Raw genomic sequence first — 26064 nt, 5'->3', positions numbered from 1 at the left:
TCAGCACATGGTGGCACCTGCGGCGTTCTTTCAGCGCAAGAAATTTGGGCACGGAACCCATATCTCCCAAAATCCTTGCACTGAACCTTTCTCAGTGCAAAGATTTCGGGAAAACAGTCCTAATATCCTGAAATCCTTGCACTGAGACACAGTCAGCGCAAGGATTTTGGGAGAGATAGGCTCGGTACCCGAATTTCTTGCGCGGAATTTACAACGTCATTGACGCCCTGAACTAATTGTTTCCCCGATGTCCTTTCGCCACTCCAAAACACATCCAAATCCCCAACTTTTATCGTTCAACCACGACTGCCAATGTGGATAACTCGGCAAGCTAGAACCACATAGGTCGATTCGGCTTGCGCACATCAAACGAACCGTCTTAGCGTCAATATATGAAGACACACAAAGAAGTGGAAAAACTGTTACGAACCGCAGAGCGAGAGCAACGCTGCGCTATCGGCGATGGCGGAAAACTGTATCACGCCCTAAGGCGACGAGTCCAGTGCGGTGAAGTCACCTCGCCATATCCGAACCTGTTCGCCGCAGCCTCATACTGGACACAGCTGAACCTTGAGCAACAATCCATGCACATGATTCGTGCGCTGGCAAAACTTCACCCCAAATGGATATTCACCGGTCTCAGTGCCGCTTGCGTCTATCAGTACGATCACGCCTACACCTTGCACGATGGAACGGTAAGCATCGCCTCGACCAGAGGAGCTAACAAACACGACAGTAAAGGTCTACACCGTATATATGCGCCAAATAATATGAAGTGTTACTTATATCATGGCATTCCGGTAACTTCCCCAGCCCACACTCTCATTGACTGCGCCACACTGCCATTCGACAGGGCTCTGTCTATCTATGATTCGGCACTGCGCTGCAAACACACCACGAAGATTGAAGTTGAAACCTTGATGCTTCAAAGCGTTTGCGATGAGCAAGCAGTGAAGACCCTACTTCGGCACGCAAATCCTTTACGAGAAAACGGAGGCGAGTCATGGGCGTATGCGCACATGATGCAACTGGGATATGCCAGACCTCTATTCCAAGTCACTTTCAATAATCCAGACAATCCAGGAGCCCCCTATCGTGTCGATTTCTGCTGGAAGCTTCATGACGGACAGATTATTGTTGTCGAATATGATGGCGTTGCCAAATATAAAGATGCCAGCCACCTCGATAGAGCCAGTATCAAGGCAAAACTCGAATATGAGAGACGACGCGACCGGCATCTCAAAGAAGAAGGGGTTACGAGCGTCACTCACCTGTTCTATGAAGATGTCGCCGATCTCCAACGCTTGGATGTGGTTCTGAGTGCAGCCAAGGTGCCTAAAGTTCGATGAAATTCATCCAATTGCCGTCGTAGAAACTTGTTGGCGAATATTATCTATTGGCCGCGCTTCCTCCATGAGTTGACATCCAGCCCGTTATGGGTCCAATATCCCTACCAACTAGTTGACACCCATCTCAGCGCAAAAAATTCGGGGAAAGGACCCACATCTCCCAAAATCCTTGTACTGAGCACTTCTCAGTACAAGGATTTCAGGTAATTCACCCTAATCCCCGGAATTCTTTGCACTGAGAAACGTTTAGTACAAGAAATTCGGGAGGTTACGTCTGTTTTCCGGAAATCTTTGCGCTGACAGTTACTCAGTGCAAGGATTTTGGGGACGATGCGCCGCAAGACCTTTAGAGTTCAATCACCACTTTGCCGAACACATCGCCACTATTCAGTTTGGCGAAGGCCTCAGGGGCGGCATCGAGTCCAGCGAAGACGGAATCGATTACCGGATGGATATCATTGTGTTCTATGAATCGCAGCAGACGGCCAAAATCTTCCCTTGAACCCATTGTGCTGCCTTGTATACGAATGTCTTGGAAGAAGATGCGCGTCAATTCGGCACCCGGCTGGTCACCGGTGGTGGCACCACAAATGGCGATGGTGCCGCCGGGGCGCACGGATTTAATCGAGTGACTCCATGTGGCCGCGCCCACGGATTCAATCACCGCATCCACTTTGCGAGGAAGGCGTACGCCGGATTCAAACGCAGCATCCGCCCCCAGTTCCATAGCTTTGGCGCGTTTCTCCGCATCACGCGAAGTCACGAATACCTCAAGGCCTGCAGCATGGGCGAGCTGAACCGCCGCCGTGGACACTCCTCCGCCCGCACCTTGAATCAGAACGGAGTCACCTGGCTTGATACCAGCCGCGTTGAACAGCAACGAGTATGCGGTCAACCAGCTGGTTCCCAGCGCAGCCGCCTCGGTAACGCTTAGGTTCGAAGGCTTGGCAAACACATTGGCCGAGGGTACAGCGGTTTTCTCAGCCATAGTGCCTGGATACTTCTCGGAGAGAATCGAACGCCGCTCCCCTGGCATTACGCCATTGCCGTCCGTTCCGACGAATGTGTATAACACCACCTCGTTGCCGGCTTTCAGCCCATGCTTACCAGGAATATCTTCATCTAGAACGCCCACGGCATCGGTGCCAAGAATCATCGGCGTCTGCTCAGCGGAGAGCCCCACACCTTTCAAAGACCAAAGATCATGATGGTTCACGCTCACGGCTCGCACCGAAACAGTGGACCAATACGGCCGCTGCGCCGGCGCTGGTTGATCGCCAACTGCGAGCGCGCTCAGCGGATTCTCATTATTAACGGTGGATGCGTATACGGCCTTCATTGGCTTCGCTCCTTATATAAATGATGTGCGGCAATACGGCTAGCACTCATTCTTCCATACTGCGACGGTTTGCGTGGAAGCACTCGCACGTTATCTGCTTTACGAGGGGCTGATTCGATGAATATACGGAGATGTTGGGGGTATTGCCGCGTGGCTCACATGTCCGGCCACACATGGCACTAGCATGTCGAATTCGGAAGTTTTATGAGAGGGGAGCCACGAGGGTATGAGCGATATGTTGGGCAAAGGGCTTAATACTGCCGATTCCGACGCTATGAACGCTACCCCCTACGCCACTGTCGTTACACCCAACGCCGCAAACACCGAAGTCAACGCCCCGCTCCTGCGCAACATCACTTCTCCCGCTGATGTTAAAGCGTTGCCCGCCGTTCAACTCAAGGAGCTGTGCCACGAAATCCGTACCGCGCTGCTGAACTATGGCCATGAGCATGGTGGCCATATCGGCTCCAATCTCGGCATGGTGGAGGCCACGGTGGCATTACATCGCGTATTCGATTCCCCGCGAGATCGTATCGTCTTCGATGTTTCCCATCAAAGCTATGTGCATAAGATGCTGACCGGCCGCGCTCTCGCCTACCTTGAACCGCAGCATTTCAATGATGTCACTGGCTTCACCAACCCAGATGAAAGCGACCATGATCAGTTCGTACTTGGCCACACCGGCACCTCAATTTCATTGGCTTGCGGCATCGCCAAAACACGCAATGCTGAAATAAGCACTACCGGTATCAGCGGCATCGGCAATGTGGTGGCCGTAATCGGCGATGGCTCTTTGAGCTCCGGCGTGGCTTTTGAAGGCTTGAACAATGCAGCCGAGCAGGGTGGCAATCTCATTATTATTTTCAACGACAATGAGATGTCCATCGCCGGCGATTTTGGCGGCATGTATGGTCCGCTCGCCCGCCTGCGTGCGTCCGACGGCGCTGCGCAGCCCAATATTTTCAATGCGTTTGGATTGGATTACCGCTACGTTGAAGCCGGCAATGATGTGGACGCGCTGGTCAAAGCCTTTGAAGAGGTACGCGGTGTCGATCACCCGGTGGTGGTGCACATCCATACACTGAAGGGCGCGGGTTACGAGGGCAAGGCTGACACCGTCGACGCCGCTCACCAACAGCTACAGCACACTACTGCAACCGACAAGGCCGAAGGCATTACGGCAACCGCAAACGTGCTGCACAATGAGCCTTGGCATTCCGATCATTGCAATCTCTCCGATCATGAGCCGCATGAGGGCCAGTGTGAGGCTTCGCATTGGCAGAATCCTGATGCGTCGCTTGGCAAGCCGGAAGATCCGCGCAAGTATTACGGCAAAATGGCTATGGCTGCGCTCGAGCCGCGTTTTGCATCTGAGCCAGGTTTGGTGGTGATTTCTCCGGCGACTCCAGGTTCCAATGGCATTACGCATGAGTTCCGCGAGCGCGCGGGTGCACATTATGTGGATACCGGTATTACCGAATCGCATGCGGTGGCGTTTGCAGCCGGTATCGCTCGCGCTGGCGGCACTCCTGTGGTTGCCACGACTGCATCCTTCTTCCAGCGCGCTTACGACCAGTTCTTCCAGGAGATGAGTCTAAATCGTTCGCGCGTGACGGTGCTCGATTTTCTGGGTGGGCTTTCCGGCTCGGATAACACGCATTCAGGCGCTTATGATTTGGCGATGTTCGCCAATATTCCTCAGGTGACGATGCTGGTGCCGACTTCCGGCCGTGATTTTTTGGATGATTTGGCTTGGGCTACTTTGCCGGCTAATGCTGAGAATGCACCCACTGGTTCAGTGGTGATTCGTGTGCCGGGTGAGGGCGTACTGGCCGCTGAACGTGATGCAACGCTGCGTCCGATTACCGGCGCACAGACCGCTGCCTCTCAGCCGGTCGACTCGGTATTTTCTGACATGTTGTCGTGGCGTATTAACCAGTCCGGCTCTCAGGTGGCGATTCTCGGCTTGGGCAATACGTATCCGTTGGCGGAACGAGCGGCGACGGCATTGCAATCCGAGCATGGTATTACTGCCACGGTGATTGACCCGCGGCAATGCACTTCGTTGGATACTGATGCGCTGGAATCCTTGCGCAAGGATCATGCGCTGGTGATTACGCTCGAAGATGGTCAGCTTGAAGGCGGCTGGGGCGAAAAGGTGACCGCCTATTACGCGAATCATTGGCAACACAGCGATTCTGCGTTAAATCCGCGCGTGCTGAACTTCGGCGCCACCAAGGAATTCACCGATCGTGTGCCGCTGGCTGAGCTCAATAAGCGCTATGGCCTGACCGTAGACAGCATTGTGAGTGCAGTCACTCGGTAAATGGAATTGGTCTTTGCCCGATATATTACTTCGCGAGGCTAGCGCCTACGCGACTTCTCTCCCTCACCCAGCTTACGCCGGGAGCTCCCTCATCGGAGGGAGCCAAGAAACAGGTACAACGCCGATACCGCGTCATTCGCTGTTTTTTATGGCGTCTAGGGCCGGGATTTTCACCGCCTTGTTGGCTGGACCGAAGCCGAAGAGCAGACCGATCAGCGTGGCGAACAGGATTGCAAACGCATACAGCCACCACGGAATCACCGAGTAACGGGTCACGTCATCGCCGCCGACCGTCGCCTGCCAGAGCATCGTCCATATGGAGCCGCTGGAACCGTCACCGCCCGAACTGGATGACATGCCTCCACCAAGATATGACATGCCCGCTATGTTGATGCCCAGCGAAAATATCGCGCTGATAATGCAGCCAATCAGTCCACCGAGGAATCCGATGGCACCGGCTTCGGTCAGGAACATCACGCGAATATCGCGCACATAGCAGCCGAGTGCCTTCATAATGCCGATTTCGCGCGTGCGCTCGGTCACCGACATCACCATCGTATTGGCGATGCCGATAGCAGCTACCAAGAGCGATACCGCACCGATACCACCCAGAATCAGCTGAATCGCACGCGACTGTTCTTCCAAAGTCTTACGCATGTCCTCATAGGAGGACGTCTCATAGCCGAGCGCCTTGATCTGTGATTCGACTTCCGGCACCGAAGCCATATCCTGCGCCTTGACCAGCACCTGATCGTAATTGGTGGTTCGTTGCTTCGCCACGGACGGATCGACTTTGGCGATGAGTTCCTTCAATGACTTCAAATCCATGACGATGCCATCGGATGTGGCGAAGCCCTTGTTGTAGTCGGAAACGGTTACACCGGTGATTCGCATATCCGCAGTGACATTCTGCGATTCACTTGCATTACCGGCACTAGACGAGCCGCCACCAGTGCCATACAGGTTTTGCGTATACGGATCACCTTGGTAATTGGCGCCGGTGGTCAAGGTGAGCTGCGTACCAATGGGCTTGAAGTACGGATCCTCGTCTTCATATGGCTCACACTGGGCGGTGTCGTTATTCCACATGCAGCCTTCACCGCGTGAGCTTTCGCGCATCTCACCGTTTTTGAGCGTGTCCATGAAATCATAGGCAAGCCATTCGCCAGCGAGTACTTCACCGTCACGAATGGGCATCGAACCATCTTTGAGTTTGAAACCCATCTGGTCGAATTGCGACATATCGATGCCCATAATCTGCACGTAATCGTAGAGGTATCGTCCACCGGCACCGGTTCTGGCGCTGGAATTGTAGTTGTAGTTCATCACCGGAGTCACGCCGGCAACTCCGGGAACCGAGCGGAATGATTCCACGGATTCATCGGTGAGTTTGACGTCCTGAGATGAGGATGAGGATGATGCGCCACTGCCCATCATCATGCCGCCGTATCCGCCATTGGTGTATACGGTGACGATGGAAAGATCGCCCATCGATTTGAGCATTTTCTCATTCTGCTCGTTGATGCCTTGGCCGAGGGAAATCATGAGCACAATCGAGCAGCAGCCCACAATCACACCGAGCACGGTCAAAATCGTGCGAGATTTGCGTCGCCACAGGTTCTGCCGGCAGAGTCGTAAGATGTCGCCGAATCGCATGGTCGGCTCCCTACTTGCGATGTGTTGCGGAATCGGCGGCGACCGGTACCGCGGAATCGACTGCGGCAACCGGTTCCAGCACGGTGGTCGGTGCTGAATCATTCGGTGACGCACCAGCCGGCACAGCGGCATCGTCTGATGCCGCAGCCGGCTGCGTAGCAGCAGTGTCAGCAGCCGAGTCACCCTTAGCAGAGCCCTCTGCCCAATCGTCCCATTCCTCGTCGAGCTTGCTCTTTGCCTTCTTCTTGCGATGACGACGCACCAGCAGCACAATCACCACGATCAGCACCACTACAGCCACGGCACCAACTGCCCACGCCCACACGGGCACCACCGGGCCGGCAGGTTCCACAACCATATTGTCCATGTCAGTGCCGTCCATCACAGGAGCGTCTTCCACATTGACCTTGACCGGGAATTCCTTGGTTTTGCTTTGACCATCGGAATCCTCATACATGACCTTGATAGTGGCGTTCAGCTCGCCGGAAGCCTGCGGTGTGAACGCGTACCCGATGGAGCCTGTAGCGCCGGAAGCCACATTACCCACGTACTGGTTCTTCATGGTGGCGTCGAACCCTTCGCCTTCCATCGTGGCTTCCACGTTGGAAATATCACCCTTGCCCTTGTTCACATATTCCATCGTGATGGTGGTTTCCTGGCCGGCGATGGACTGGTCGGGAAGCACCGGGTCACTCACTTCGAATCGGTCGGGTTGGCTGATTGGCACGGAAATCTTGATATCGGACTGTGTGGAGGAGCGTGAACCGGAATCAAGGTACTCGTATTTGAAGCTGATGCTCACCGGCTGCGCACCGCTCGTCGCGGAAGCGAGCGCCTGCATCGGCACGGTTTGGGTCAGCGAATAGCCGGCCCATAACGCGTCCACGTAGAAGGTGTTCGTGCCGCCTGCGATGGCGAAGCTTTCGCCGCCGTCCACAGTGACCACCATGTTCGTTACCGCCACCTGGCCTTTGTTCTGGAAGGTGAACGCCAGATCGAATTTGGAGCCGGCTGCCACGGAGTCACCGCCGTAGGTGAAGTTGGTCACGATGATGTTCGGCACCGGACCGGCCACGGGAGCGGCCACCGTGCTGCCGCTTGTGGAATCGTCGCCATCATCGGCAAATGCGTGGGTTGGTGCGAATGCTACTGCGCACAGGAATGCAAGAGCCATCAGCACGGCCAGCACGGCGGCGCACATGCGGCGCACTGCGGATGCGGCGAATTGTGCGGCAAGGAAGCCCGCGTGAGTACCGGATTGACCAGATGGGTTGGTGTGGATGTTCATCGCGAGGCTCCTTGATTAGTTGAGATAGTTGACTGTTGACGGATTATGGATGGTCGAGTTGGTGTTGGAAAGGGAGTTGAGGGTGAGATGGCCGGATGATTCGTGCGATCGCTGACGATGTTGCCATCCAATAATGTGACGATGCGGTCAGCATAGGAGGCCATTTGCGGGTCGTGCGTGACGAGCACGATGGTTTGGTTGAAATCGCGCGCGAATGAGCAGATCATCGCCATGACCTCGGCTTTGGTTTTGGAATCGAGATTGCCGGTGGGTTCGTCGGCGAACACTACTTCGGGTTTGGTGACGAATGCGCGGGCAATGCCAACGCGCTGCTGCTGACCGCCAGACATCTGCCTCGGATAGTGACTCAGTCGATGGCCAAGGCCCACGCGTTTGAGTACGGCTCGCGCCGTGCGTTCACGTTGGTCTTTGGGAACACCGCGGAACATCAACGGCATGGCCACATTTTCCAATGCGGTGAGGTTCGGCAGCAGATTGTAGGACTGGAACACGAAGCCGATATGCTTCTGCCGAAAGGCGGCCAGTTCGCGCTCGTTCAGCTTGCTGACTGGCACTCCCCCGATTTTGACTCCGCCGCGCGTGGGCTTTTCCATGCCTGCAAGCTGGTTCAATAATGTGGATTTTCCAGAGCCTGATTCACCGAAAATGCAGCAGATTTGCCCTTGGGGAATAGCGAGATTCACTCGCTCCAAAGCCACCACCGTTTCATCTTCCACCGGATATTCCTTGCGCAGGTTGCGCACCTCGATGATGGGGCGAAGATTATGTTGCGCCATAGGCACCTTCTTCTCTCGTTCGTCGCCTTTGGCGAGCGGGCTGCACCACTGTTTTTGGAACTCTTCTCTTCAGATGACTTTCAGCAAGTCTATAGCGGCAGCGCCGCCATCGCACCCCCTAGGGGTGTTCCCTGAGCGCGTTGAGCGTGTCGGTTCAACAGATCCGCCAGGTGCAACAAAAAACAAGAAGACTGCGTTTCCTTCGCAACAAGCCAACGGAAACGCAGTCTTCCTTACATGTGCCCCCGACCCGACTCGAACGGGCAACCGACGGATTAGAAGGCCGTGGCTCTATCCATTGAGCTACAGGGGCATCAGCGGACAAACATACTATCCAGCCGAGACGCGCAGCCTCGCCCCCAATATCATCCTTCGAACACACGGTCGCGAATCATGCGGCCGGATTCGTCCAATGCGGTGGAAAAACGGCCGTAATCGGAAAGAATCACACCCATGTAGAGCATGTCTACGAGGGCGGTATCGGCCACACGCGAGAAAATCGCATTGCCGTAGATGGCATGCGAATCGCGCCCGGTCACAAGCACTACATCAGCCCAGCTGGCCAAGGGTGCGCCGATGGCATTGGTAATCGCGATGGTTTTCGCCCCACGCGACTTTGCCAGCCTCAGCGCCTTGACTGTATCCGCTGAGCTTCCGGAGTGGGAGAATGCGATGGCAACATCGCCATGAGTCAGGTGTCCGGCACCGATCTGCTGCAGGTAAGCGTCCGTATTGAGGCGGCATGTGAGCCCCAGATACTCGAACTTCGTGAACAGATCCATAGCCGGCGTCAGCGAATTCTCCACGCCGAAAATATCAATTAATCCCGCTTCGGCAATAATCTCAATCGCCTTACGGTACGCTTTGGCGTCCAATGCCCCGCGCATTTCATCAATCAGCGCCTTGGCACCATCCGCAGCCTTTGAGGGAATCTCATCCACACTGTCCCACGGATTCAAATCGAACCCGGACAGCGGATCGAACGTCACCTCATGCGCGGCGGTCGGATGCCGCAGCACATAACGCAATTCACGGTAACCGCCGAAACCAAGTTTGCGAGAAAAACGAATAACCGTGGGCTGACTGACATGCGCCACATCAGCCAACTGTCCTACTGTGAGTTCGGCAGCCTCATCCGTGTGATCGCGAATATACTGCGCCACAGCTCGTTCGGCCGGACGTAATGTTGGATATACGTGGTCGATACGCTCGCGTATTCCCACCGAGGATTGCACAGGCCCGCTCCTGATCGTCGCCATCATTAATTATTCACTGCCTTCGAGCGTACCGGCTCGCACGTGGAAAACCCCCGATTTGCATTAACCGCAATATGAACTGTGAGCGAACTTTTTCGTTTACCTTCGCCATGCCATCACGCAGCCAGCACCTACAATTGGAGACATGGTTCGGATTACGGTCTCAGACCCTACTCATCGTACGAGTGAGCGGCTGTACGGCGTCTTTTTCGAAGATATCAATCACAGTGCCGATGGTGGCCTGAACGCCAATATGGTGAATAATTACAGCTTCGACGGCGTCTATCTCGACCATCGCACTTGGAGATTTTCCGGCTCTGATCGTTGGCGTACCGAAGCCGACCCGTTACGCTTCTGGCATTTCATCAACTGTTCCGCTGAAAGTTATGGCACGGAAATTCGCGGCGAGCATGGTCAGATACTTGCCACATACTGCCCTGATCCTCCGATTCATGCACACAGTCGGTACGCACGCGTGCGCGCCACGCTTCCCGCATATAGCTGCCAAACCGATACGGCCGGCGCCATTCGTTCGGACGAGTCTGTTTGCATTGAAAACTTTGGTTATAACGGCGGCGGCAGCAACGGCAACGAGCCTGCTTTCTCCATTGTTGACGGGCATTCCTATGACATTGACTTCCAGTTGCGCCCGGTATTGGGGCGCGCTGTGCTGGACATCAGTGTGATTGATGAGCAGGGCAATCCATTGACTGAAGTCGCCCGGTTTGATTGTGCTGCTGCGCATTCCGTTGGCTCCAGCAATGATGTTCATCATGATTCCGAGGATTCCAAGGATTACGCTGGCGAGCAGAGCAACTGGGTACACTGTAGAGCGCAGGTGCGCGGCACGGGGACCGACTATGGCATTTTGCGCATTGCCGTTGAGCCGGCACCCAGAGACGATACTGTGCCCAATGACTACACATCAAGCGATGATGCACCGACCGCCGCCGACTACCCTACTACTCCTATCCGCACTGGTGTGATGTTTGATCTGGACACAGTGCAATTCATGGATGCCGATTATTGGGGCGCGGGAGACCCGAAATGGCGCTATGGCAAGCTTCGGCGTGATTTGGTGGAAACCATTCAGGCGTTGCATCCAACCTTTATGCGATTCCCCGGCGGCTGCATTGTGGAAGGCGTCACTCCCGGCAATGAATATCGTTGGAAGGATACAATCGGCGCGCTTCCCGCTCGGCGCCCGCAGTATTCCATGTGGTCGTTCAAAATGCCGGATGGTTCCAGCTACTGCCAGAGTTATCAAATCGGCTTTTATGAATACTTCTGCCTATGCGAGGATTTGGGTGCCAAGCCGCTGCCGACGCTGTTTGCCGGTATTGCATGCCAGTCTCCCGGCCGCGATCCGAAGCATATGGATATTGATTCCGAAGCGTTCCGGCACAATGTGGTTCAGGATTATCTGGATTTGATTGAATTCGCCAATGGGAACCCGGATACGAGCCCGTGGGCTGCGGTTCGCCGAGACATGGGGCATCCGGAACCGTTTGGTTTGGACATGATTGGCGTGGGCAATGAGAATTTCGGCGCGGATTATGTGGCGAAGTTCACGCGTATCAGCGAAGCGATTCATGAACGCTACCCGCATATGCTGTGCGTGATGAGCGCTGGTCTTTTCCCATTCCAGCCTGCAATGAAACGTACATGGGATTATGCGCGCACTGCGGCATCCACCGGCAAGGGAGCGCAGGATTCCGCCACCGGAGATGCAATCATCGTGGATGAGCATTCCTATCATTCGGCACAATGGTTTGAAGCGCAAGCCTATCGTTTTGACCATTACCCGCGTTGCGGTGCCGGCGTGTATTTTGGCGAATACTCCGCGAACGGGTATTTTGCAGGCCAGCCACAAACCGAACAGGGCGCGAATACGTGGAAGTCGGCGCTTGGCGAGGCCGCGTTTTTGACTGGCTGCGAACGCAATTCGGATGTGGTGAAGATGACGTCTTATGCTCCACTACTGGCTCATATTCCAGCGAAGGGTTGGGCACAGAATCTTATTGAATTCAATCCGGCGCATGTGAACCCCACATTGAACTATGAGACGGAACGCATGTTTTCCACGCATGTGGGCGAGCTGACCTATCGGGTGGATACGGAAAAGACCGAGGAAGCGCAACACTTGTATGTGAGCGCGACCGGTGGCAACAAGCCCGGCAACTATCGATATATCAAAATCGTCAACACCGGTGCCACTGCCGTGGATGTGACGTTGGAAATCGAACGCGGATTGGCGGTATTGGGCAGCAGCTCCAACAGGACGGGTGCGGTCCACCTTGATATTGAGACGCTGGCCGCCGCGCCGAAAGCCAAAACCACTATCGACTATCGCGGTGAGGCGCAGGGCGCTATTGTTCCAGAGCTTCGCAAAGTATCTTTGCCTGCTACGAATTCGCTGATGGCAATGAAAATCAAGCCTTACAGCCTGACTGTGGTCACCGCTCGCTGGCAGTAAATCAAATCATCGCTATTCGATAATCCAGCTCAAGCCTACGAGTACTACGAGGAACAGTACGTTGACTGCCGAGCAGATGGCCAGATAACGGCCTTTCCTATCGGGATACTGACGTACCACGTTCTTGTAGGAAATCAGCGAAGCCATTGAAGCAATCAGCGTACCCATGCCACCCAAGTTGGTGCCGATGATCAGTTCACGCCACTGATCGCAGAAGCCGGAAAGCAGAATTGTAGTCGGTACGTTGCTGATCACCTGACTGGAGGCCACGGCCACTTCGAGCGGATGGCCGCCGACCAGCGAGCGCGCCAATTCATAGAATTCAGGCACGCGCTTCATGTTGCCGATGAAGATGAAGAACATGCAGAAGGTGAGCGGCAGGCCCCAATCCACGTAGCGGAATACGCGGCGGTCGGTGAACAGGAACACCACTACCACGATCACGCACATGGCCCACAGCGGAATCACATCGGAGACGGCAAGCAGGCAGACCACGAACAGCAGCGTGTAGACCACGGTTCGCCAACCGCCGTAGCCGGCTCCATAGCCGGTGATGCGAATTTCGTCAGGCTGATGCTTGTTGCGCTCAGGGGCCAGTACACCGGTTTCGAGGTTGCCGAGATTGCCGACCGGCTGCTTGCCGAATACCACGCTGGCCACAATCACCAGCAGTATGGCGGCAACGATGGAATATGGAGCCATGATGCCAATGAATTCCAGCGTCGGCATGCCAGTGAGGGCTTTTAAGTACAGGTTGTGTGCGTTGCCAATCGGGGTGAGCATACTACCCACGTTGGCGCCGATGGTCATCAACGTGACCACTAAGATCGTGCGCTCCTGCTGGCCGGCCATGATGAGTACGGCTACTGCAAACGGTACGAATGTCACCAGCGCCACATCATTGGTGATGAGCATGGCGGAGAAGAAGGTAAGCGATACCAGTGTGATGACGAGGCCGCGCATTGTGCTGGTTTTCTCCAGCAGGCGAGAGCCGATGATGCGGAAGACGCCGATGCGCTGGAATCCACACACCACAATCATCAGACAGATGAGCTGGCTGATGGTGCTGGCGTGAATGTAACCCTTGTAGTCGGCGTCTGGCGGAACTATGAAACAGGAGATGAGTGCGAGTACTGCGGCGACCACCAGAATCGTCTCGTTCTTCAGCAGCTTGATCAGCCAGCGCCGCATGAATCCTCCGTGTTTAAGCCATTCTGACGTGGTTAATAGTATCGGAACGCCTTGCCTAGTACGTAGTCTCGGCGTGCTGTTTTCCGACCTTTTTTGCGCAAATTGGCACTTATCCTTACTGGCGATTGGGCTGCGCTCCCGACTTTTTTATTAGAGCCTTGTTTACGGCAGGGTGAACGGATAGCAAATTGCAGATATATGCATGTTGTTGGAAGTAAAGCCGTTGGCAGGAACTCAGCTTGGTCGCTTTCGAGGCAGCGCACCTACGCAATTATCGACAAACTACGGCGACTACGGGTAAAACATGTAGTTTTACTTACTGTTCACCGTCGCTTCCTTGAGCTTTCCCCAATGTAAGATTCACGCCACCCACTTTTGCCGGACTATGAAAGTACGACCTAGCGGTTTTGGCCGCGCATAACTGAATGTTGAATGTCCGGAAAATTCAATTCTGCAGTGAGCTGCGGAAGGCAAGTTGGGAAATATGCTCGAACTGAAAAACATCACCAAATCGTTCGGTGACACTCATGTGTTGAACGGCATCAGCCTCACCTTGGGCGATGGCCAAATCATGTCCATCCTTGGTCCCTCCGGCGGCGGCAAAACTACGCTGCTCAACATCATTCTTGGCATTACCGATGCCACCAGCGGCCAGATCTTGTACAACGGCGAGGATCTGACCCAGGTGCCGATGGAGAAGCGCGGCTTCAACATCGTATTCCAGGATTACGCCCTGTTCCCGAACCTCACCGCTTACGAGAACATCACCTATGGTCTTCGCAACAACCCCGGCATCTCCTCCGAAGCGGAAATCAAGGAGCTTATCAAGCTGCTCGGTTTGGAAGAGCACCTGAACAAGCACATTGACGAGCTGTCCGGTGGCCAGAAGCAACGCGTGGCGTTGGCCCGCACACTGGTGATGAAGCCGAAGCTGCTGCTGCTCGACGAGCCACTTTCCGCATTGGACGGCGTGATCAAGGAATCCATCAAGGCCAAGATCAAGCAGATCGTGGACCAGTACAAGCTCACCACCATCATGGTCACCCACGATCCCGAGGAAGCCTGCACGATGAGCGACAAGGTGCTCATCATCAACCACGGCAAGATCGCCCAGTTCGATACGCCGGAGAACATTATCGAGCATCCGGCAAGCGACTTCGTCAAGAAGTTCATCCTGCACCAGCTTGAGGCGAAGCGCAACAACATCTACTCGCTGTTCAACGAAGCCGAGGCCGACGAAAAAGCTCACGCGCTCGCAGGGCAGGAGGCCTGAGCCATGTCCGTCGAATCCATTCAGGCAGGCAAGCAGCTGCCTAACATCCGCCCTGAGATCGTCAACTATGAGCGCCGCCCGCGCGCTCCGAAGCAGACTGAATTATGGACGCTGCTGGCTATTGTGGCCGTCTGTTTCGCCGCGTTCCTCGTGGTACCTATGGTGCTGGTCATCATCCGCTCCTTCACCACCGCTTCCGGCGCCGCAACGCTCTCCAACTATGCGGCCGTGCTCTCCCGTCCGGAGTTCACCCGCTCGATCACTAACTCGCTGGCCGTTTCCGCCACCTCCGCGCTGGTGGCCGTGCTGCTGGCATTCCTGCTGGCTTACACCATCAATTGCACGAATGTGCCGGCCGGATTCAAGAAGGCCGTAGCGTTGCTCGCCCAGCTGCCGATGCTGCTGCCGACCATCACCTACGGTTTCGCCATCATCTACTCGTTCGGCAAGCAGGGTCTGATCACTCGCCTGTTCGGGCATCAGCTGTTCGATATCTATGGTTTCAACGGCCTGTTGATGGGCTACGTGATCTACACGCTGCCTACCTGCTTCCTGCTGATCAACAACAGCTTCCAGTTCGTGGATAAGAAGTTCATCATCGTCTCGCACATTATGGGAGATAAGCCCTTCACCACGTTCCTCAACACTGTGTTGCGGCCGTTGATTGGCACGAGGGCCGTGGCGTTTATCCAGTCGTTCTTCCTCGCGTTTACCGACTATGGCATTCCGACTTCGGTGGGCGGCGAGTATGACGTGCTGGCTATGACCTTGTTCAACCAGATGCTTGGTTCCATTCCGAACTTCAACCGTGGTGCAGTGATCGCCGTGTTCATGCTTATTCCTTCGATCATCTCCATCATTCTGATGACCGTGCTGGAGCGTTTCGCCATCCGTTACAAGCAAATCAGCCAGGTTGAACTGCCGAAGGGCAAGCGCCGCGACTGGGCGTGCGGCATCGCTTCCGTGGTGGTGCTGGTGTGCACGCTCTCGGTGTTCGCCGTGATTCTGCTGATTCCGTTCGTCACCGAATGGCCGTTCAATGTGGCGCCCACCTTCTCGCACATTACGAACATGTTCACCGATTCCGAACTGACGCAAGTGTTCACCAACTCGCTGTACGTGGCCGTGATGACCGCCATCGTGGGCTGCCTGTTCGCTTACGCCGCGGGTCTCGTGACCTCTCGCTCCAAGTTGCCGAACTGGGCGAAGCGCTCGGTGGACGCAATCTCCGCAATCATCAACACCGTGCCTGGCATGGTGCTCGGCATCGCCTTCCTGTTCGCCTTCTCCGGCTCCTCGCTGCAGAACACGTTCTGGATTCTGATTATTGCGAACATCATCCACTACTTCGCCACCCCATACCAGATGATTAAAGATTCGCTCTCCAAGATGAACGCCGGTTGGGAAACCACAGCCAAGCTTATGGGCGATAACTGGATCAAAACCATCGTGCGCGTGGTCACGCCAAACGCATGGCCTACCATTCTGCAGGTCTTCGGCTACTACTTCGTCAACGCTATGGTGACGATTTCCGCAGTGGTCTTCCTGACCGGTGCCCGCACGCAGGTGATCACCACGAAGATCTCCGCATTGCAGCACATCGCCAAGTTCGATGACGTGTTCGTGCTCTCGCTGCTGATTCTGGTCACCAACCTGGTGGTCAAGGGTGTGATTGCCTTCGCCACGCGCGACCGCTCGGCTGAGCGCGCTAAGGTTGCCGCCCGCGCGACTGTCAAGACCCCGCAGCTGGCCGCCGCCCGTTCCACGGTCGCCGCCGATACGCGACTGACCGCCGCCGCACAGGCCGCGCATACCGGCACGCCGGACTTCCCGCTGCCGACTTCCGGCAACCGCAAGGCTCGCAACGCCTTCACTGCAGGGCTGTCCGCGGTGCTCGCCGTGCTGCTAGTCGGCTTCGGTTTCGGAGCTACGGCGACCGCAAGCACCAATGGCCAAGTGGTGATTTACACAAACGCCGACGATGAGGCTGTAGTGGCCTTCCAGCATGCTTTGGATAACAACGGTTTCAAGAACCAGTACATCATCCAAAGCTTCGGCACCTCCGAACTCGGCGGCAAGATGCTCGCCGAAGGCAAGGCTCTCGAAGCGGACATGCTCACCATGAGCTCCTACTACGTGGATTCTGCGCAGGATCGCAACCATATGTTCGCCGATCTGACCGACGTGCACTCCAAGCTGCTCGGCACCTCCGAGAATTCCAAGGCTCCCGCCTACCGATCCCCCACCACTGCGCAAGAAGGTGCGATCATCGTGAACACCACCGCGCTGAAGGAAGCCGGAGTGCCCGAGCCGAAGAGCTTCAATGATTTGGCCGACCCACAGTACAAGGGCCTGATTTCCGTGCCGGATATGGAAGGCTCCTCCACCGGTTGGCTGATGATTCAGGCCATCGCCGACGCCTATGGTACCGGCGATGAAGGCAAGCAGATTCTGACCTCCATCTACCGCAACGCGGGCCCGCACCTTGAACAGTCCGGCTCAGGACCGTTGAAGGCCGTGCGTTCCGGCGAAGTGGCAATCGGTTTCGGCCTGCGCCATCAGGCCGTGGCCGATAAGAAGAAGGGGCTGCCGATCGATTACGTGGACCCCGAGGAAGGCAACTACTCGCTGACTGAATCGGTGGCCGTGCTCGATAAGGGCGCCAAGACCAGCCCGAAGGCACAGAAGATGGCCGGCGTGATCATCGACGAAGGCCGCAAGGAGCTGCTGAAGACCTATCCGACGCCGCTCCACCAGGGCGAGAAGGCTCCGGCGAACGCCTCCAAGCGCTCCAAGACCTTCCCGAAGCCCCTGACCGTGGACCTGCTGCAAGAGCACCAGGACTTCTCATCTGAATGCAAGCGCCTCGCGCAGGGCAAATAATCACAGGTCCTGGTTCTACAAATCATGCATTGCGCAGCGTTTGGTTGGGATGTGTGATGCCCGACCGTAAGCAGCGAAGGCGTGTGCTAAGCTCCGCGGGCACACGCCGGAGCGAGGCCGAACGGCCTTGAGTGTGTCGGGCATCATACATGCCAACCAAACGCGCCAACACTCATCACATACAGAACTACATACGACACTCCGTCTGTCTTTATAAAACTACGTAGAAGATTACAGACACTACGTGGCTGATTAGACTCGGCCGCAGAATCCAAGAAAGGAAATCCACCAATGGCAAACGAATACAAGCTGCTGACCCCCGGCCCGCTGACCACCACCCGCACGGTCAAGGAAGAGATGCTCTTCGACCACTGCACTTGGGATGAGGATTACCAGCAGATCACCCAGAAGATTCGCCGCCAGCTGCTCGAACTCGCCCACGTGAACGCCGACGATTACACCGTCGTGCTGATGCAGGGCTCCGGCACCTTCGGCGTGGAAAGCGTGCTGACCTCCGTAATCGGCAAGGATGAGAAGGTGCTGCTGTGCACCAACGGTGCTTACGGCGACCGTCAGGCCAAGATCTGCGACCACGCCGGCATCGCCTACACCCAGTACGCCGAGCCGTACGATCGCATCCCGGATGCCGCCAAGGTTGAGGAATACCTTGCTGCCGACCCGACCATCACCCACGTTTCGATGATTCACTCCGAAACCACCTCCGGCCTGCTGAACGACATTCAGGCCGTGGCCGCTGTGGCCAAGAAGCACGGCTGCACTTTCATGGTGGATGCCATGAGCTCCTTCGGCGGCGTGGATATTCCGGTGGCCGACTGGGGCATCGACTTCCTCGTCTCCTCCGCCAACAAGTGCATTCAGGGTGTGCCTGGCTTCAGCTTCATCATCTGCAACGAGGCCAAGCTGGAAGCCTCCAAGGGCAAGGCCCGTTCCCTCTCCCTTGACCTGTGGGATCAGTGGAACACCCTCGAGAAGGCCAACGGCAAGTGGCGTTACACCTCCCCCACCCACGTGGTGCTCGCTTTCTCCAAGGCGCTTGACGAAATGTTCGCCGAAGGTGGCATTCCGGCCCGCTCCGCTCGCTACACGCTCAACAACCATCTGCTTATCGCCCGCATGAAGGCACTTGGCTTCCGCGTGTTCCTCAAGGACCATCAGGGTCCGATCATCACCACCTTCCTCTACCCGGAAGGCACCAAGTTCGACTTCCACGACATGTACGAGTTCATCAAGGAACGCGGTTACGCCATCTACCCGGGCAAGCTCACCAACGAAGACACCTTCCGTCTGGGCAACATCGGTGAAATCTACACCGATGATATTGAAAAAGTGACCGAGCTGCTGGCCCTCTACATGGGTGAGCGCGGCCTGCTTCAGGCCGCTACCGGCTCCGTCTCCGTGCCGGAAGCCATTGCCGCTATGGATAAGGCCGGCGAACCGATCAAGGCCACCGCCCCCGCCAACGTCAAGCTCACCGCCTGACTATTGCCGGCTTGGTGATGTGGCGTGTGCTTCCCGACACACTCAAGGCCGTTTGGCCTCGCTCCGGCGCGTGCTCGCAGAGCTTAGCACACGCCTGCGCTGCTTACAGTCGGAAAGCACACACCACATCACCAAGCCTTCCTTACATACCGCATTCAACGATAAAGGAATTCTCACATGACCAACCGTTTTGAAGCTGTTATTTTTGATTGGGCCGGCACCACTGTGGATTATGGCTGCTTTGCTCCGGTTCGCGCCTTCCAGGAGGCGTTCAAGGAGTTCGGTATCGAGCCCACGATGGCCGAAACCCGCAAGCCGATGGGCATGCTGAAGCATGACCATATCAATACGATGCTGCACATGAATCGCATTGCTCGCGCTTGGGAGGATGAGCATGGCGCAGCCCCCACCGATGCGGATGTGGATGCCGTCTACAGCCATTTTGAGCCGAAACTGCTTTCCATTCTCGATGGTTTCGCCGACCCGAAGCCGGGTGTGGTGGATGCGGTTGCCGCGCTGCGTGAAGCCGGCATCAAGATCGGTTCCACCACTGGCTACACGGATAAGATGATGGAGATTGTGGTTCCGAAGGCCGCCGAGAATGGCTATGCTCCGGATTTCTGGATTAGCCCGGACGGTACGAACGGTTTTGGCCGCCCGTACCCGTACATGGTGTTCAGGAATCTTGAGAAGTTGGGCGTCACTGATGTGCGCAAGGCCGCTAAGGTGGGAGACACGCTTTCCGATATTCGCGAAGGCAAGAATGCCGGTGTCTTCACCATCGGCGTGACGGAGGGCAGCTCTCAAATGGCGCTCTCTGAGGACGAATTCAACGCATTGTCTGATGCCGATAAGGCCAAAGCTCGCGCAGCCGCACGCGACGCGTTCGTCAACGCTGGTGCCGACGCCGTGATCGACACGATGGCCGAACTGCCGACGCTGCTCACTCAGCTTGCCTGAGCAATCGATTCGCAAATCATCCGGATGCCGCGTTCAATATCAGCAGCATCCGGATGCACCATATTCAGCCGAATATGTGAATCATCCGTTTCATCAACATCAAAAACGCTTCCTGGCATGAACGTGACGCCTTTCGCACGGCATCGGTCAAGTACTTCCAGCGAGCGCACGCCTTCCGGTAACGTCACCCAAATGTAGTAGCCGCCTTCCGGTACATTCCATGTCATACCGGCAGTTGCATAGTGTTCCAATGCCGCCACTGCTGTATCTCGTCGCTGCTGATAAGCGACCGTCAATGTTTTCACATGCTCGGCGATGCGTCCTTCTTTGAGCAGTTCCAAACAGATGCGTTGCGATGATGTGCTCGTATGCTGATCGACCATGCGGCGCAAGGCGGCCAATCGCCCGATCACATGAGGGTCCGCTACAATCCATCCGGTTCGCAATCCTGATGTTACGGTTTTTGAGAAGGTGGAGAGATACATTACGTATCCTGCATTTTCCATACCTTTGAGAGGCACCGGGCGATTGGCATCACTATTCGCCGTATCCACTCCCCCATACCAGAGTTCCCCGTATGCATCGTCCTCGATGATGAGGCACTGGTAGCGTCGCGCCACATCGATGAGTTCTTTGCGGCGTGCTGCCGGCATTGTTGAGCCGGTCGGATTCTGGAAAGTCGGAATTGTGTAGATGAATTTTGGATGGAATCGGGCACAGTAACCTTCCAATAGGTCGGTTCGCATACCGTATGCATCCACGGGTACGCCCACGATTCGAGCATCGGCTGACCGGAAGGCCTGCAGAGCCGGAAAGAACGTGGATTGTTCCACGAGCACGCAGTCTCCAGGGTTAATGAATGCGCGTACGCACAGGTCGATGCCTTGTTCGGAGCCTGATAGCACCATCACATTGCGCGCATTACAATGCACGCCTCGGGAGCGCATATGTTCGGCCAATAGTTCGCGCAGTTCAGGGAATCCTTCAATCGGAGATTCCGGCTGCCCGTCGAATTCGTGCGATGCGAATGCTTCCAAGCTTACCGAGCGAAGCAAATCATCGGGAATATCAGCTGGGTTTGGCGAACCGGTGGCGAAGTCAATCAGTGATTGACCATTTTGCGCACGATTCGCCACAGCAATGTCATGGTACGTGAATCGGTTGGAGTAATCGCTGAACAATACGGACCACGGCGGGCGGATGATGGTTGGTTCGATATCATCCGTCGCCGGCTGCAAATCGCCAGTAACCGTTTGCGGCAATACGAATGTGCCTTTGCCGACTTTGGATGCGATGAATCCTTCATCTTTGAGCTGCTGGTATGCCTGCAACACTGTGGTGCGATTGACTTCCAGCCGTTTTGCAAGCTCGCGTTCGGGAGGTAAGCGGTAGCCTTCCGCAAGAGCGCCGGAGACGATTTGCTCACGCAATTCACCGGCCAGCTGCCTATACAGCGGCACGCTGCTGCGCCGGTTCAACTGCAACTGCATAATCGCCTCCTTAATCACCCCACCCTAGCGTTCTGTGCACTTCCATGCGGCAACCGCCCTCCACCATGTGGCAATTATTCCACGGTGTGGTTTTACGGAACCGCAGAATATCTGCGTTTTGGCGTTATTCCGCCATTTTCGAAAACCACACCGTGAAAGATTTGCCACACCGTGGAGTAATTGCCACACCGTGGGCAATTTACAGTGAGAGGAACAGCTCGTGGATGCGTGTATCGTCCGTCAATTCCGGATGGAATGCGGTGGCAAGAATCCTGCCTTGCCGCAAAGCAACCGCATGACCGTCCACTTCGGTTTCCACGGAGGCTTCAGGGCCAACGGACACCACATAGGGTCCACGAATGAACACCAGCGGGAAGTCAGCGATATAGTCCGGCGAGCCGGATTGCCCGAAATTCGCGGTGGCGGCGAAACTGCCAAGCTGGCGGCCGTACGCATTGCGGCGCACCACGGCATCCAACGCGCCAAAATACACATTCGGGTCGTTATCGAGTTTTTTAGCCAAGAGAATCATGCCGGCGCAGGTGCCGAACACTGGTTTTCCAGCCTTGATGTGTGCATCGATTTTCTCAAACAAGCCAGTGGACTTCAGCAGCTTGCCTTGTGTGGTGGATTCTCCGCCCGGCAAGATCACACGGTCGATGGAATCATCGAAATCCTCGGCGGCACGCAGCAGTTTCCACGGGGCGCCAAGCTTATCCAGCACGGCGGCATGCTCGGCGAATGCGCCTTGGACGGCCAGAATGCCGGTTACGCCGTGGGTCGCGCGTTCGGCGTCATCTGATTCTTCTTTGGATATGTATTCAACAGCTACAACCATTACGTCCTCTTTTTACGGTAACCCCTCAGCCAGCAAAGCTGACGGCTCCCCTGGAAGGGGAGCCGAAGGGAAGCGCCATTGTCACTCTCCGCGAGCGGCCATGATGGTTTGGATTTCGTCTTCGTTGATGCCGACCATAGCTTCACCAAGGTTTTCGGACAGTTTGGCGAGCAGGTCCGCATCCTGCCAGTTTGCAGTGGCCTTGACGATGGCGGCGGCACGCTTGGCCGGGTCGCCGGACTTGAAGATGCCGGAGCCTACGAACACACCTTCCGCGCCCAGTTCCATCATCAGCGCGGCATCGGCCGGAGTGGCCACACCGCCGGCGGCAAAGTTCACTACAGGCAGACGGCCGTTGTCGTGCACGTACTTGGCCAGATCGTAAGGCACGGCGAGCTGCTTGGCCGCCTCGTATACTTCGTCATCGCGCAGGGAGACCAGCTCGTGAATCTGCTTGTTCATCGTGCGCATGTGGCGCACGGCCTGAATCACATCACCGGTGCCGGGCTCGCCCTTGGTGCGAATCATGGCAGCACCTTCGGCGATGCGACGCAACGCCTCGCCCAGGTTCTTTGCACCGCACACGAATGGCACATCGAACTGGTTCTTATCGATGTGGTACACGTCATCGGCCGGAGAGAGCACTTCGGATTCGTCGATGTAATCGATATCGATGGCCTGCAGGATGCGGGCTTCGGCAATGTGTCCGATACGCACCTTGGCCATAACCGGAATGGAAACGGCTTCCTGAATGCCCTTGATCATGGCCGGGTCGCTCATGCGGGAAACACCGCCAGCTGCACGAATATCGGCCGGAATACGTTCCAGCGCCATGACCGCGCAAGCGCCTGCATCCTGAGCAATCTTCGCCTGTTCGGGCGTGGTGACATCCATAATGACGCCGCCCTTGAGCATCTGAGCCAAGTTTCGGTTGAGTTCCGCACGATTGCCTGCCATGAGTATCCCCTTCGTTTGAAAGTGAACGTTATCGTCCCGCTCATTATTAGGCACGCATATAAGCACACCACCAAACCAGTCCAATTTGGATGGGGCCAATCGCCAACCTCTTCACCCATCCAATTCCATCAGCTTCCGCATAGCAAAAGCGGGAATATGCCAATATCCAGCACATTCCCGCTTCAAATCACCGACTATCAGTTGGCCAGTCAACCAATCAGTCAGCCATCGAGGGCATTAATCTGCCGTATCATGCACGACGACGAACCGCCAGCACCACACCACCGGCAACCACCAGCACGGCGACCGCCGCAGCAATAGCGGCGATATCGCTACCGGTCAACGGCATGCCCGGCTTCTTGGCAGAAGGCTTTGCCGTATTGGCATGATCCTTATTTGCATCCCCGGTGCCAGTACCCGGCTTGTTGCCGCTGTTACCCTTATCGGCAGCTGCGGCCACGAAATGCACGGATTGGCTGATGTCATCGTCCGCATCAGGCGCAGAGTTCAAGCCGTCTGCGGCGATGGAGAGCTCACTGTCCGCATCCTTAGCCAGCTTCGAATAGTCAAGCTTCAGCGTCACGGTAACCGGCTTGCCAGCTTCCGCAGTGCCTTGCTCCTTGACGTCTCCGCTGCTGAGCGTAACGGCGGACACCGAGCCGCCCACCGTGGCTCGCACTTCAACCGTACCGGTCAGTCGCGTACCATCCGCAAACGAAGCCCACGTATTGCCGCCGTCCGTGGAGTATTCCACGCTTTGCACCTTGGGCTGCGGCTGATCCTTGGTCACGGCAGCATAGGCGTTCACCAAGCCGGCACCGCGGAATTCAGCACCATCGGTAGGCGGTGCGATGAGATCGTAATCGTAACCGGCCTGCTTCTTGAGCAATTCAACCGTCTGAGCGGCGGTGAAATCAGGGTGAATGCCACGAATCAGAGCCACCACGCCGGTAGCGTGCGGCGTGGCCATCGAAGTGCCGCTGAAGGTGTCGTACGAAGCCTTATTCCAATCCACCGGCGTGACCGGAGTCGTGGAATAAATACGGTCGCCAGGAGCGTTCACGGTAATGGTCTTCTTACCGTAGTTGGAACCATACGGGTCATCCGGGCGAGTCAATGGGAACATGCCGGCTCCCGGATTGGTTACGGAAGCCTTGCGGCTGGAGGAAACGATTACCGTTCCGGGCAGCATGGATGGCAGCTGAACACCATTGCTCACATCACGGTCCGGGATGGCGGTGCCGTCATACGGGCTTTCGGAATCGGTGGTCGGATGGTCCAGATCGGAGTTTTCATTGCCGGCGGCCACCACGGTCACCACGTTCTGCGAGGTGGCGTATGCCACCGCACGGCGAATGATTTCGTAACCGGCGGTCTGCGTGGGATCGCTCGGCACCCAGTACAGCCACGGGTCAACGCTGTAGCTGTTGTTGGTGGCGGCGAAATGATGGTCGGCAGCCCACACCATTGCACAGGTCACATACTCTGGGTACAGGAGGCCATCATCATTACCGGTCTTTACTGCGGCGATGGTGGCTTGCGGGTCCACACCGTCCACGCCAATGCCGTTGTGTGCAGCGGCCACAGTGCCTGCGGTATGCGTGCCGTGCGCGTTCGAAGTCGGGCGCCATGCGCCATAGGAATTATCCGGGATACCGTTCACATTGCAGTTGGCGGAATCGGCGGCATCAAAGTTCGGAGCAATATCCGGGTGGGTGTCGTCCACACCGGAGTCAAGGATGCCCACCACGGTTTTAGCGAGCTCCACATTATGTTCGATAACCGGCAATGCCTGGCTTGCACCGGTGGCAATAACACCCCATGCCTTATCTTCCGTTACATCCGGATCGGATTCGCTGGATGCCGTAGGCCCATTGGCATTCGTGCTGTCGGTATCGGAAGCATCAGCATCCTTGGATTGCGCGGAATTCTTGGCGGTCTTATAGGACTGCGATTCCTCGTTTTCCAGCTTTGCTTCCGACTGTGCGCTCACATCATCGTTATTGTCCGCACCGGAGCTAGCATTGCTGCTATCGTCACCGAACAAATCCTCTTGGCCGGTGACAACTGCGGTACGCGTGGTTCCAACCGAATCCAATGTGACGCCGGCTTTCTGAGAAGCGGCGGCAACCTGCTGTGCGAAATCCTTGGCTTGCGCCTGAACGAACACGGCGTGCAGTTGCGGATATTGCATAAGCGGCTTGGCACCCAATTGTTCGGCCGCGTTCACTACTGCGGCAAGCTGATTTGCAGACGTATTTTCCGGCAGGTTCAGCACATAGTTACGCACGCCGTCTTCTTGGGCGGCTGGCGAAACCACAGTGGAGGCTGTTTCTGCTTGTGCACTTGATGCCAGACCTGCTAGGCAGAGGCCGGCTGCAAGCGCGATGCTTATGCCGCATGCGGCAGCATTGCGCAATGTTGTCATGTCTTCCCTCTCATGTGCGATCATTGTGCACCATCGGCGCACAAAACGTTCGGCCAC

Annotated in this window: 17 protein-coding genes and 1 tRNA gene; 7 read left to right on the top strand and 11 right to left on the bottom strand. The window is 56.1% G+C overall.

Translation table 11 applies throughout. The annotated features are described in order from the left end of the window. Positions 1-392: 392 nt before the first annotated feature. Complete coding sequence (locus Tam1G_RS05910) at positions 393-1349, top strand: hypothetical protein (protein WP_101625789.1); 957 nt, start codon at positions 393-395, stop codon at positions 1347-1349. A 346-nt stretch (positions 1350-1695) separates the two neighbouring features. Here Tam1G_RS05910 and Tam1G_RS05905 read toward each other — a convergent pair whose 3' ends face one another. Then, positions 1696-2688, bottom strand: coding sequence for a zinc-binding dehydrogenase (locus Tam1G_RS05905; RefSeq protein WP_101625788.1), 993 nt, complete (start codon positions 2686-2688; stop codon positions 1696-1698). A gap of 226 nt (positions 2689-2914) precedes the next feature. On the opposite strand from Tam1G_RS05905, the gene Tam1G_RS05900 reads away from it, so the two are divergent. Next, entirely contained in the window at positions 2915-5014 is a 2100-nt protein-coding gene (locus tag Tam1G_RS05900; protein ID WP_101625787.1) for a 1-deoxy-D-xylulose-5-phosphate synthase, read from the top strand. A gap of 132 nt (positions 5015-5146) precedes the next feature. On the opposite strand, the gene Tam1G_RS05895 is transcribed toward Tam1G_RS05900, so the two are convergent. From Tam1G_RS05895 to Tam1G_RS05875, 5 genes are all read right to left on the bottom strand, one after another. Then, positions 5147-6670, bottom strand: a complete 1524-nt coding sequence (locus Tam1G_RS05895; protein ID WP_101625786.1) for an ABC transporter permease — start codon at positions 6668-6670, stop codon at positions 5147-5149. Between the two features lie 10 nt (positions 6671-6680). Continuing rightward, entirely contained in the window at positions 6681-7871 is a 1191-nt protein-coding gene (locus Tam1G_RS05890) for a COG1361 S-layer family protein (RefSeq protein ID WP_101625812.1), read from the bottom strand. Positions 7872-7954: 83 nt separating this feature from the next. Then, positions 7955-8755 carry an ABC transporter ATP-binding protein gene (locus tag Tam1G_RS05885; protein WP_242689670.1) on the bottom strand — a complete coding sequence of 267 codons (801 nt, stop codon included), beginning with the start codon at positions 8753-8755 and terminating at the stop codon, positions 7955-7957. 240 nt (positions 8756-8995) lie between these two features. Further along, positions 8996-9068, bottom strand: a tRNA-Arg gene (locus tag Tam1G_RS05880). 52 nt (positions 9069-9120) lie between these two features. Further along, the gene (locus Tam1G_RS05875) at positions 9121-9990 is read right to left on the bottom strand and encodes a MurR/RpiR family transcriptional regulator (RefSeq protein ID WP_101625785.1); all 870 of its coding nucleotides are present in this window, start codon (positions 9988-9990) and stop codon (positions 9121-9123) included. Positions 9991-10156: 166 nt separating this feature from the next. Here Tam1G_RS05875 and Tam1G_RS05870 point away from each other — a divergent pair, with 166 nt between their 5' ends. Beyond that, entirely contained in the window at positions 10157-12487 is a 2331-nt protein-coding gene (locus Tam1G_RS05870) for an alpha-L-arabinofuranosidase C-terminal domain-containing protein (protein ID WP_101625784.1), read from the top strand. Between the two features lie 12 nt (positions 12488-12499). Here Tam1G_RS05870 and Tam1G_RS05865 read toward each other — a convergent pair whose 3' ends face one another. Continuing rightward, positions 12500-13678: an anion transporter gene (locus Tam1G_RS05865; RefSeq protein ID WP_101625783.1), complete on the bottom strand. Its 1179-nt coding sequence runs from the start codon at positions 13676-13678 to the stop codon at positions 12500-12502. 484 nt (positions 13679-14162) lie between these two features. On the opposite strand from Tam1G_RS05865, the gene Tam1G_RS05860 reads away from it, so the two are divergent. The 4 genes from Tam1G_RS05860 (at position 14163) to phnX (ending at position 20294) form a co-directional block, all read left to right on the top strand. After that, positions 14163-14951, top strand: a complete 789-nt coding sequence (locus Tam1G_RS05860) for an ABC transporter ATP-binding protein (RefSeq protein ID WP_101625782.1) — start codon at positions 14163-14165, stop codon at positions 14949-14951. 3 nt (positions 14952-14954) lie between these two features. Next, positions 14955-17834 carry an extracellular solute-binding protein gene (locus tag Tam1G_RS11785; RefSeq protein ID WP_207553075.1) on the top strand — a complete coding sequence of 960 codons (2880 nt, stop codon included), beginning with the start codon at positions 14955-14957 and terminating at the stop codon, positions 17832-17834. Positions 17835-18125: 291 nt separating this feature from the next. Continuing rightward, entirely contained in the window at positions 18126-19334 is a 1209-nt protein-coding gene (gene phnW / locus Tam1G_RS05850) for a 2-aminoethylphosphonate--pyruvate transaminase (RefSeq protein WP_101625781.1), read from the top strand. 177 nt (positions 19335-19511) lie between these two features. Beyond that, the gene (gene phnX / locus Tam1G_RS05845) at positions 19512-20294 is read left to right on the top strand and encodes a phosphonoacetaldehyde hydrolase (RefSeq protein ID WP_101625780.1); all 783 of its coding nucleotides are present in this window, start codon (positions 19512-19514) and stop codon (positions 20292-20294) included. Here phnX and pdxR read toward each other — a convergent pair. The 4 genes from pdxR to Tam1G_RS05825 form a co-directional block, all read right to left on the bottom strand. Then, entirely contained in the window at positions 20282-21784 is a 1503-nt protein-coding gene (gene pdxR, locus Tam1G_RS05840) for a MocR-like pyridoxine biosynthesis transcription factor PdxR (protein WP_101625779.1), read from the bottom strand. The genes phnX and pdxR overlap by 13 nt on opposite strands. Before the next feature lie 199 nt (positions 21785-21983). Beyond that, positions 21984-22622: a pyridoxal 5'-phosphate synthase glutaminase subunit PdxT gene (pdxT, locus tag Tam1G_RS05835; protein ID WP_101625778.1), complete on the bottom strand. Its 639-nt coding sequence runs from the start codon at positions 22620-22622 to the stop codon at positions 21984-21986. A gap of 81 nt (positions 22623-22703) precedes the next feature. Next, positions 22704-23579: a pyridoxal 5'-phosphate synthase lyase subunit PdxS gene (pdxS, locus tag Tam1G_RS05830; protein WP_033889567.1), complete on the bottom strand. Its 876-nt coding sequence runs from the start codon at positions 23577-23579 to the stop codon at positions 22704-22706. Positions 23580-23829: 250 nt separating this feature from the next. After that, the gene (locus Tam1G_RS05825; protein WP_165781920.1) at positions 23830-26007 is read right to left on the bottom strand and encodes a S8 family serine peptidase; all 2178 of its coding nucleotides are present in this window, start codon (positions 26005-26007) and stop codon (positions 23830-23832) included. Positions 26008-26064: the final 57 nt, after the last annotated feature.

Origin of the sequence: Bifidobacterium imperatoris (genome assembly GCF_002860405.1) — a bacterium.
Taxonomy (GTDB): domain Bacteria; phylum Actinomycetota; class Actinomycetes; order Actinomycetales; family Bifidobacteriaceae; genus Bifidobacterium; species Bifidobacterium imperatoris.
Note: the sequence above shows the minus strand (reverse complement) of the source record. Positions and strands in the feature narration are given on the sequence as shown.

What these genes read in the sequence shown, in the direction of transcription:
- Tam1G_RS05910 (WP_101625789.1), top strand. Translation starts at nt 393, where the DNA reads ATGAAGACACACAAAGAAGTGGAAAAACTGTTACGAACCGCAGAGCGA.
- Tam1G_RS05905 (WP_101625788.1), bottom strand. Translation starts at nt 2,688, where the DNA reads ATGAAGGCCGTATACGCATCCACCGTTAATAATGAGAATCCGCTGAGC.
- Tam1G_RS05900 (WP_101625787.1), top strand. Translation starts at nt 2,915, where the DNA reads ATGAGCGATATGTTGGGCAAAGGGCTTAATACTGCCGATTCCGACGCT.
- Tam1G_RS05895 (WP_101625786.1), bottom strand. Translation starts at nt 6,670, where the DNA reads ATGCGATTCGGCGACATCTTACGACTCTGCCGGCAGAACCTGTGGCGA.
- Tam1G_RS05890 (WP_101625812.1), bottom strand. Translation starts at nt 7,871, where the DNA reads ATGTGCGCCGCCGTGCTGGCCGTGCTGATGGCTCTTGCATTCCTGTGC.
- Tam1G_RS05885 (WP_242689670.1), bottom strand. Translation starts at nt 8,755, where the DNA reads ATGGCGCAACATAATCTTCGCCCCATCATCGAGGTGCGCAACCTGCGC.
- Tam1G_RS05870 (WP_101625784.1), top strand. Translation starts at nt 10,157, where the DNA reads ATGGTTCGGATTACGGTCTCAGACCCTACTCATCGTACGAGTGAGCGG.
- Tam1G_RS05865 (WP_101625783.1), bottom strand. Translation starts at nt 13,678, where the DNA reads ATGCGGCGCTGGCTGATCAAGCTGCTGAAGAACGAGACGATTCTGGTG.
- Tam1G_RS05860 (WP_101625782.1), top strand. Translation starts at nt 14,163, where the DNA reads ATGCTCGAACTGAAAAACATCACCAAATCGTTCGGTGACACTCATGTG.
- Tam1G_RS11785 (WP_207553075.1), top strand. Translation starts at nt 14,955, where the DNA reads ATGTCCGTCGAATCCATTCAGGCAGGCAAGCAGCTGCCTAACATCCGC.
- phnW (WP_101625781.1), top strand. Translation starts at nt 18,126, where the DNA reads ATGGCAAACGAATACAAGCTGCTGACCCCCGGCCCGCTGACCACCACC.
- phnX (WP_101625780.1), top strand. Translation starts at nt 19,512, where the DNA reads ATGACCAACCGTTTTGAAGCTGTTATTTTTGATTGGGCCGGCACCACT.
- pdxR (WP_101625779.1), bottom strand. Translation starts at nt 21,784, where the DNA reads ATGCAGTTGCAGTTGAACCGGCGCAGCAGCGTGCCGCTGTATAGGCAG.
- pdxT (WP_101625778.1), bottom strand. Translation starts at nt 22,622, where the DNA reads ATGGTTGTAGCTGTTGAATACATATCCAAAGAAGAATCAGATGACGCC.
- pdxS (WP_033889567.1), bottom strand. Translation starts at nt 23,579, where the DNA reads ATGGCAGGCAATCGTGCGGAACTCAACCGAAACTTGGCTCAGATGCTC.
- Tam1G_RS05825 (WP_165781920.1), bottom strand. Translation starts at nt 26,007, where the DNA reads ATGACAACATTGCGCAATGCTGCCGCATGCGGCATAAGCATCGCGCTT.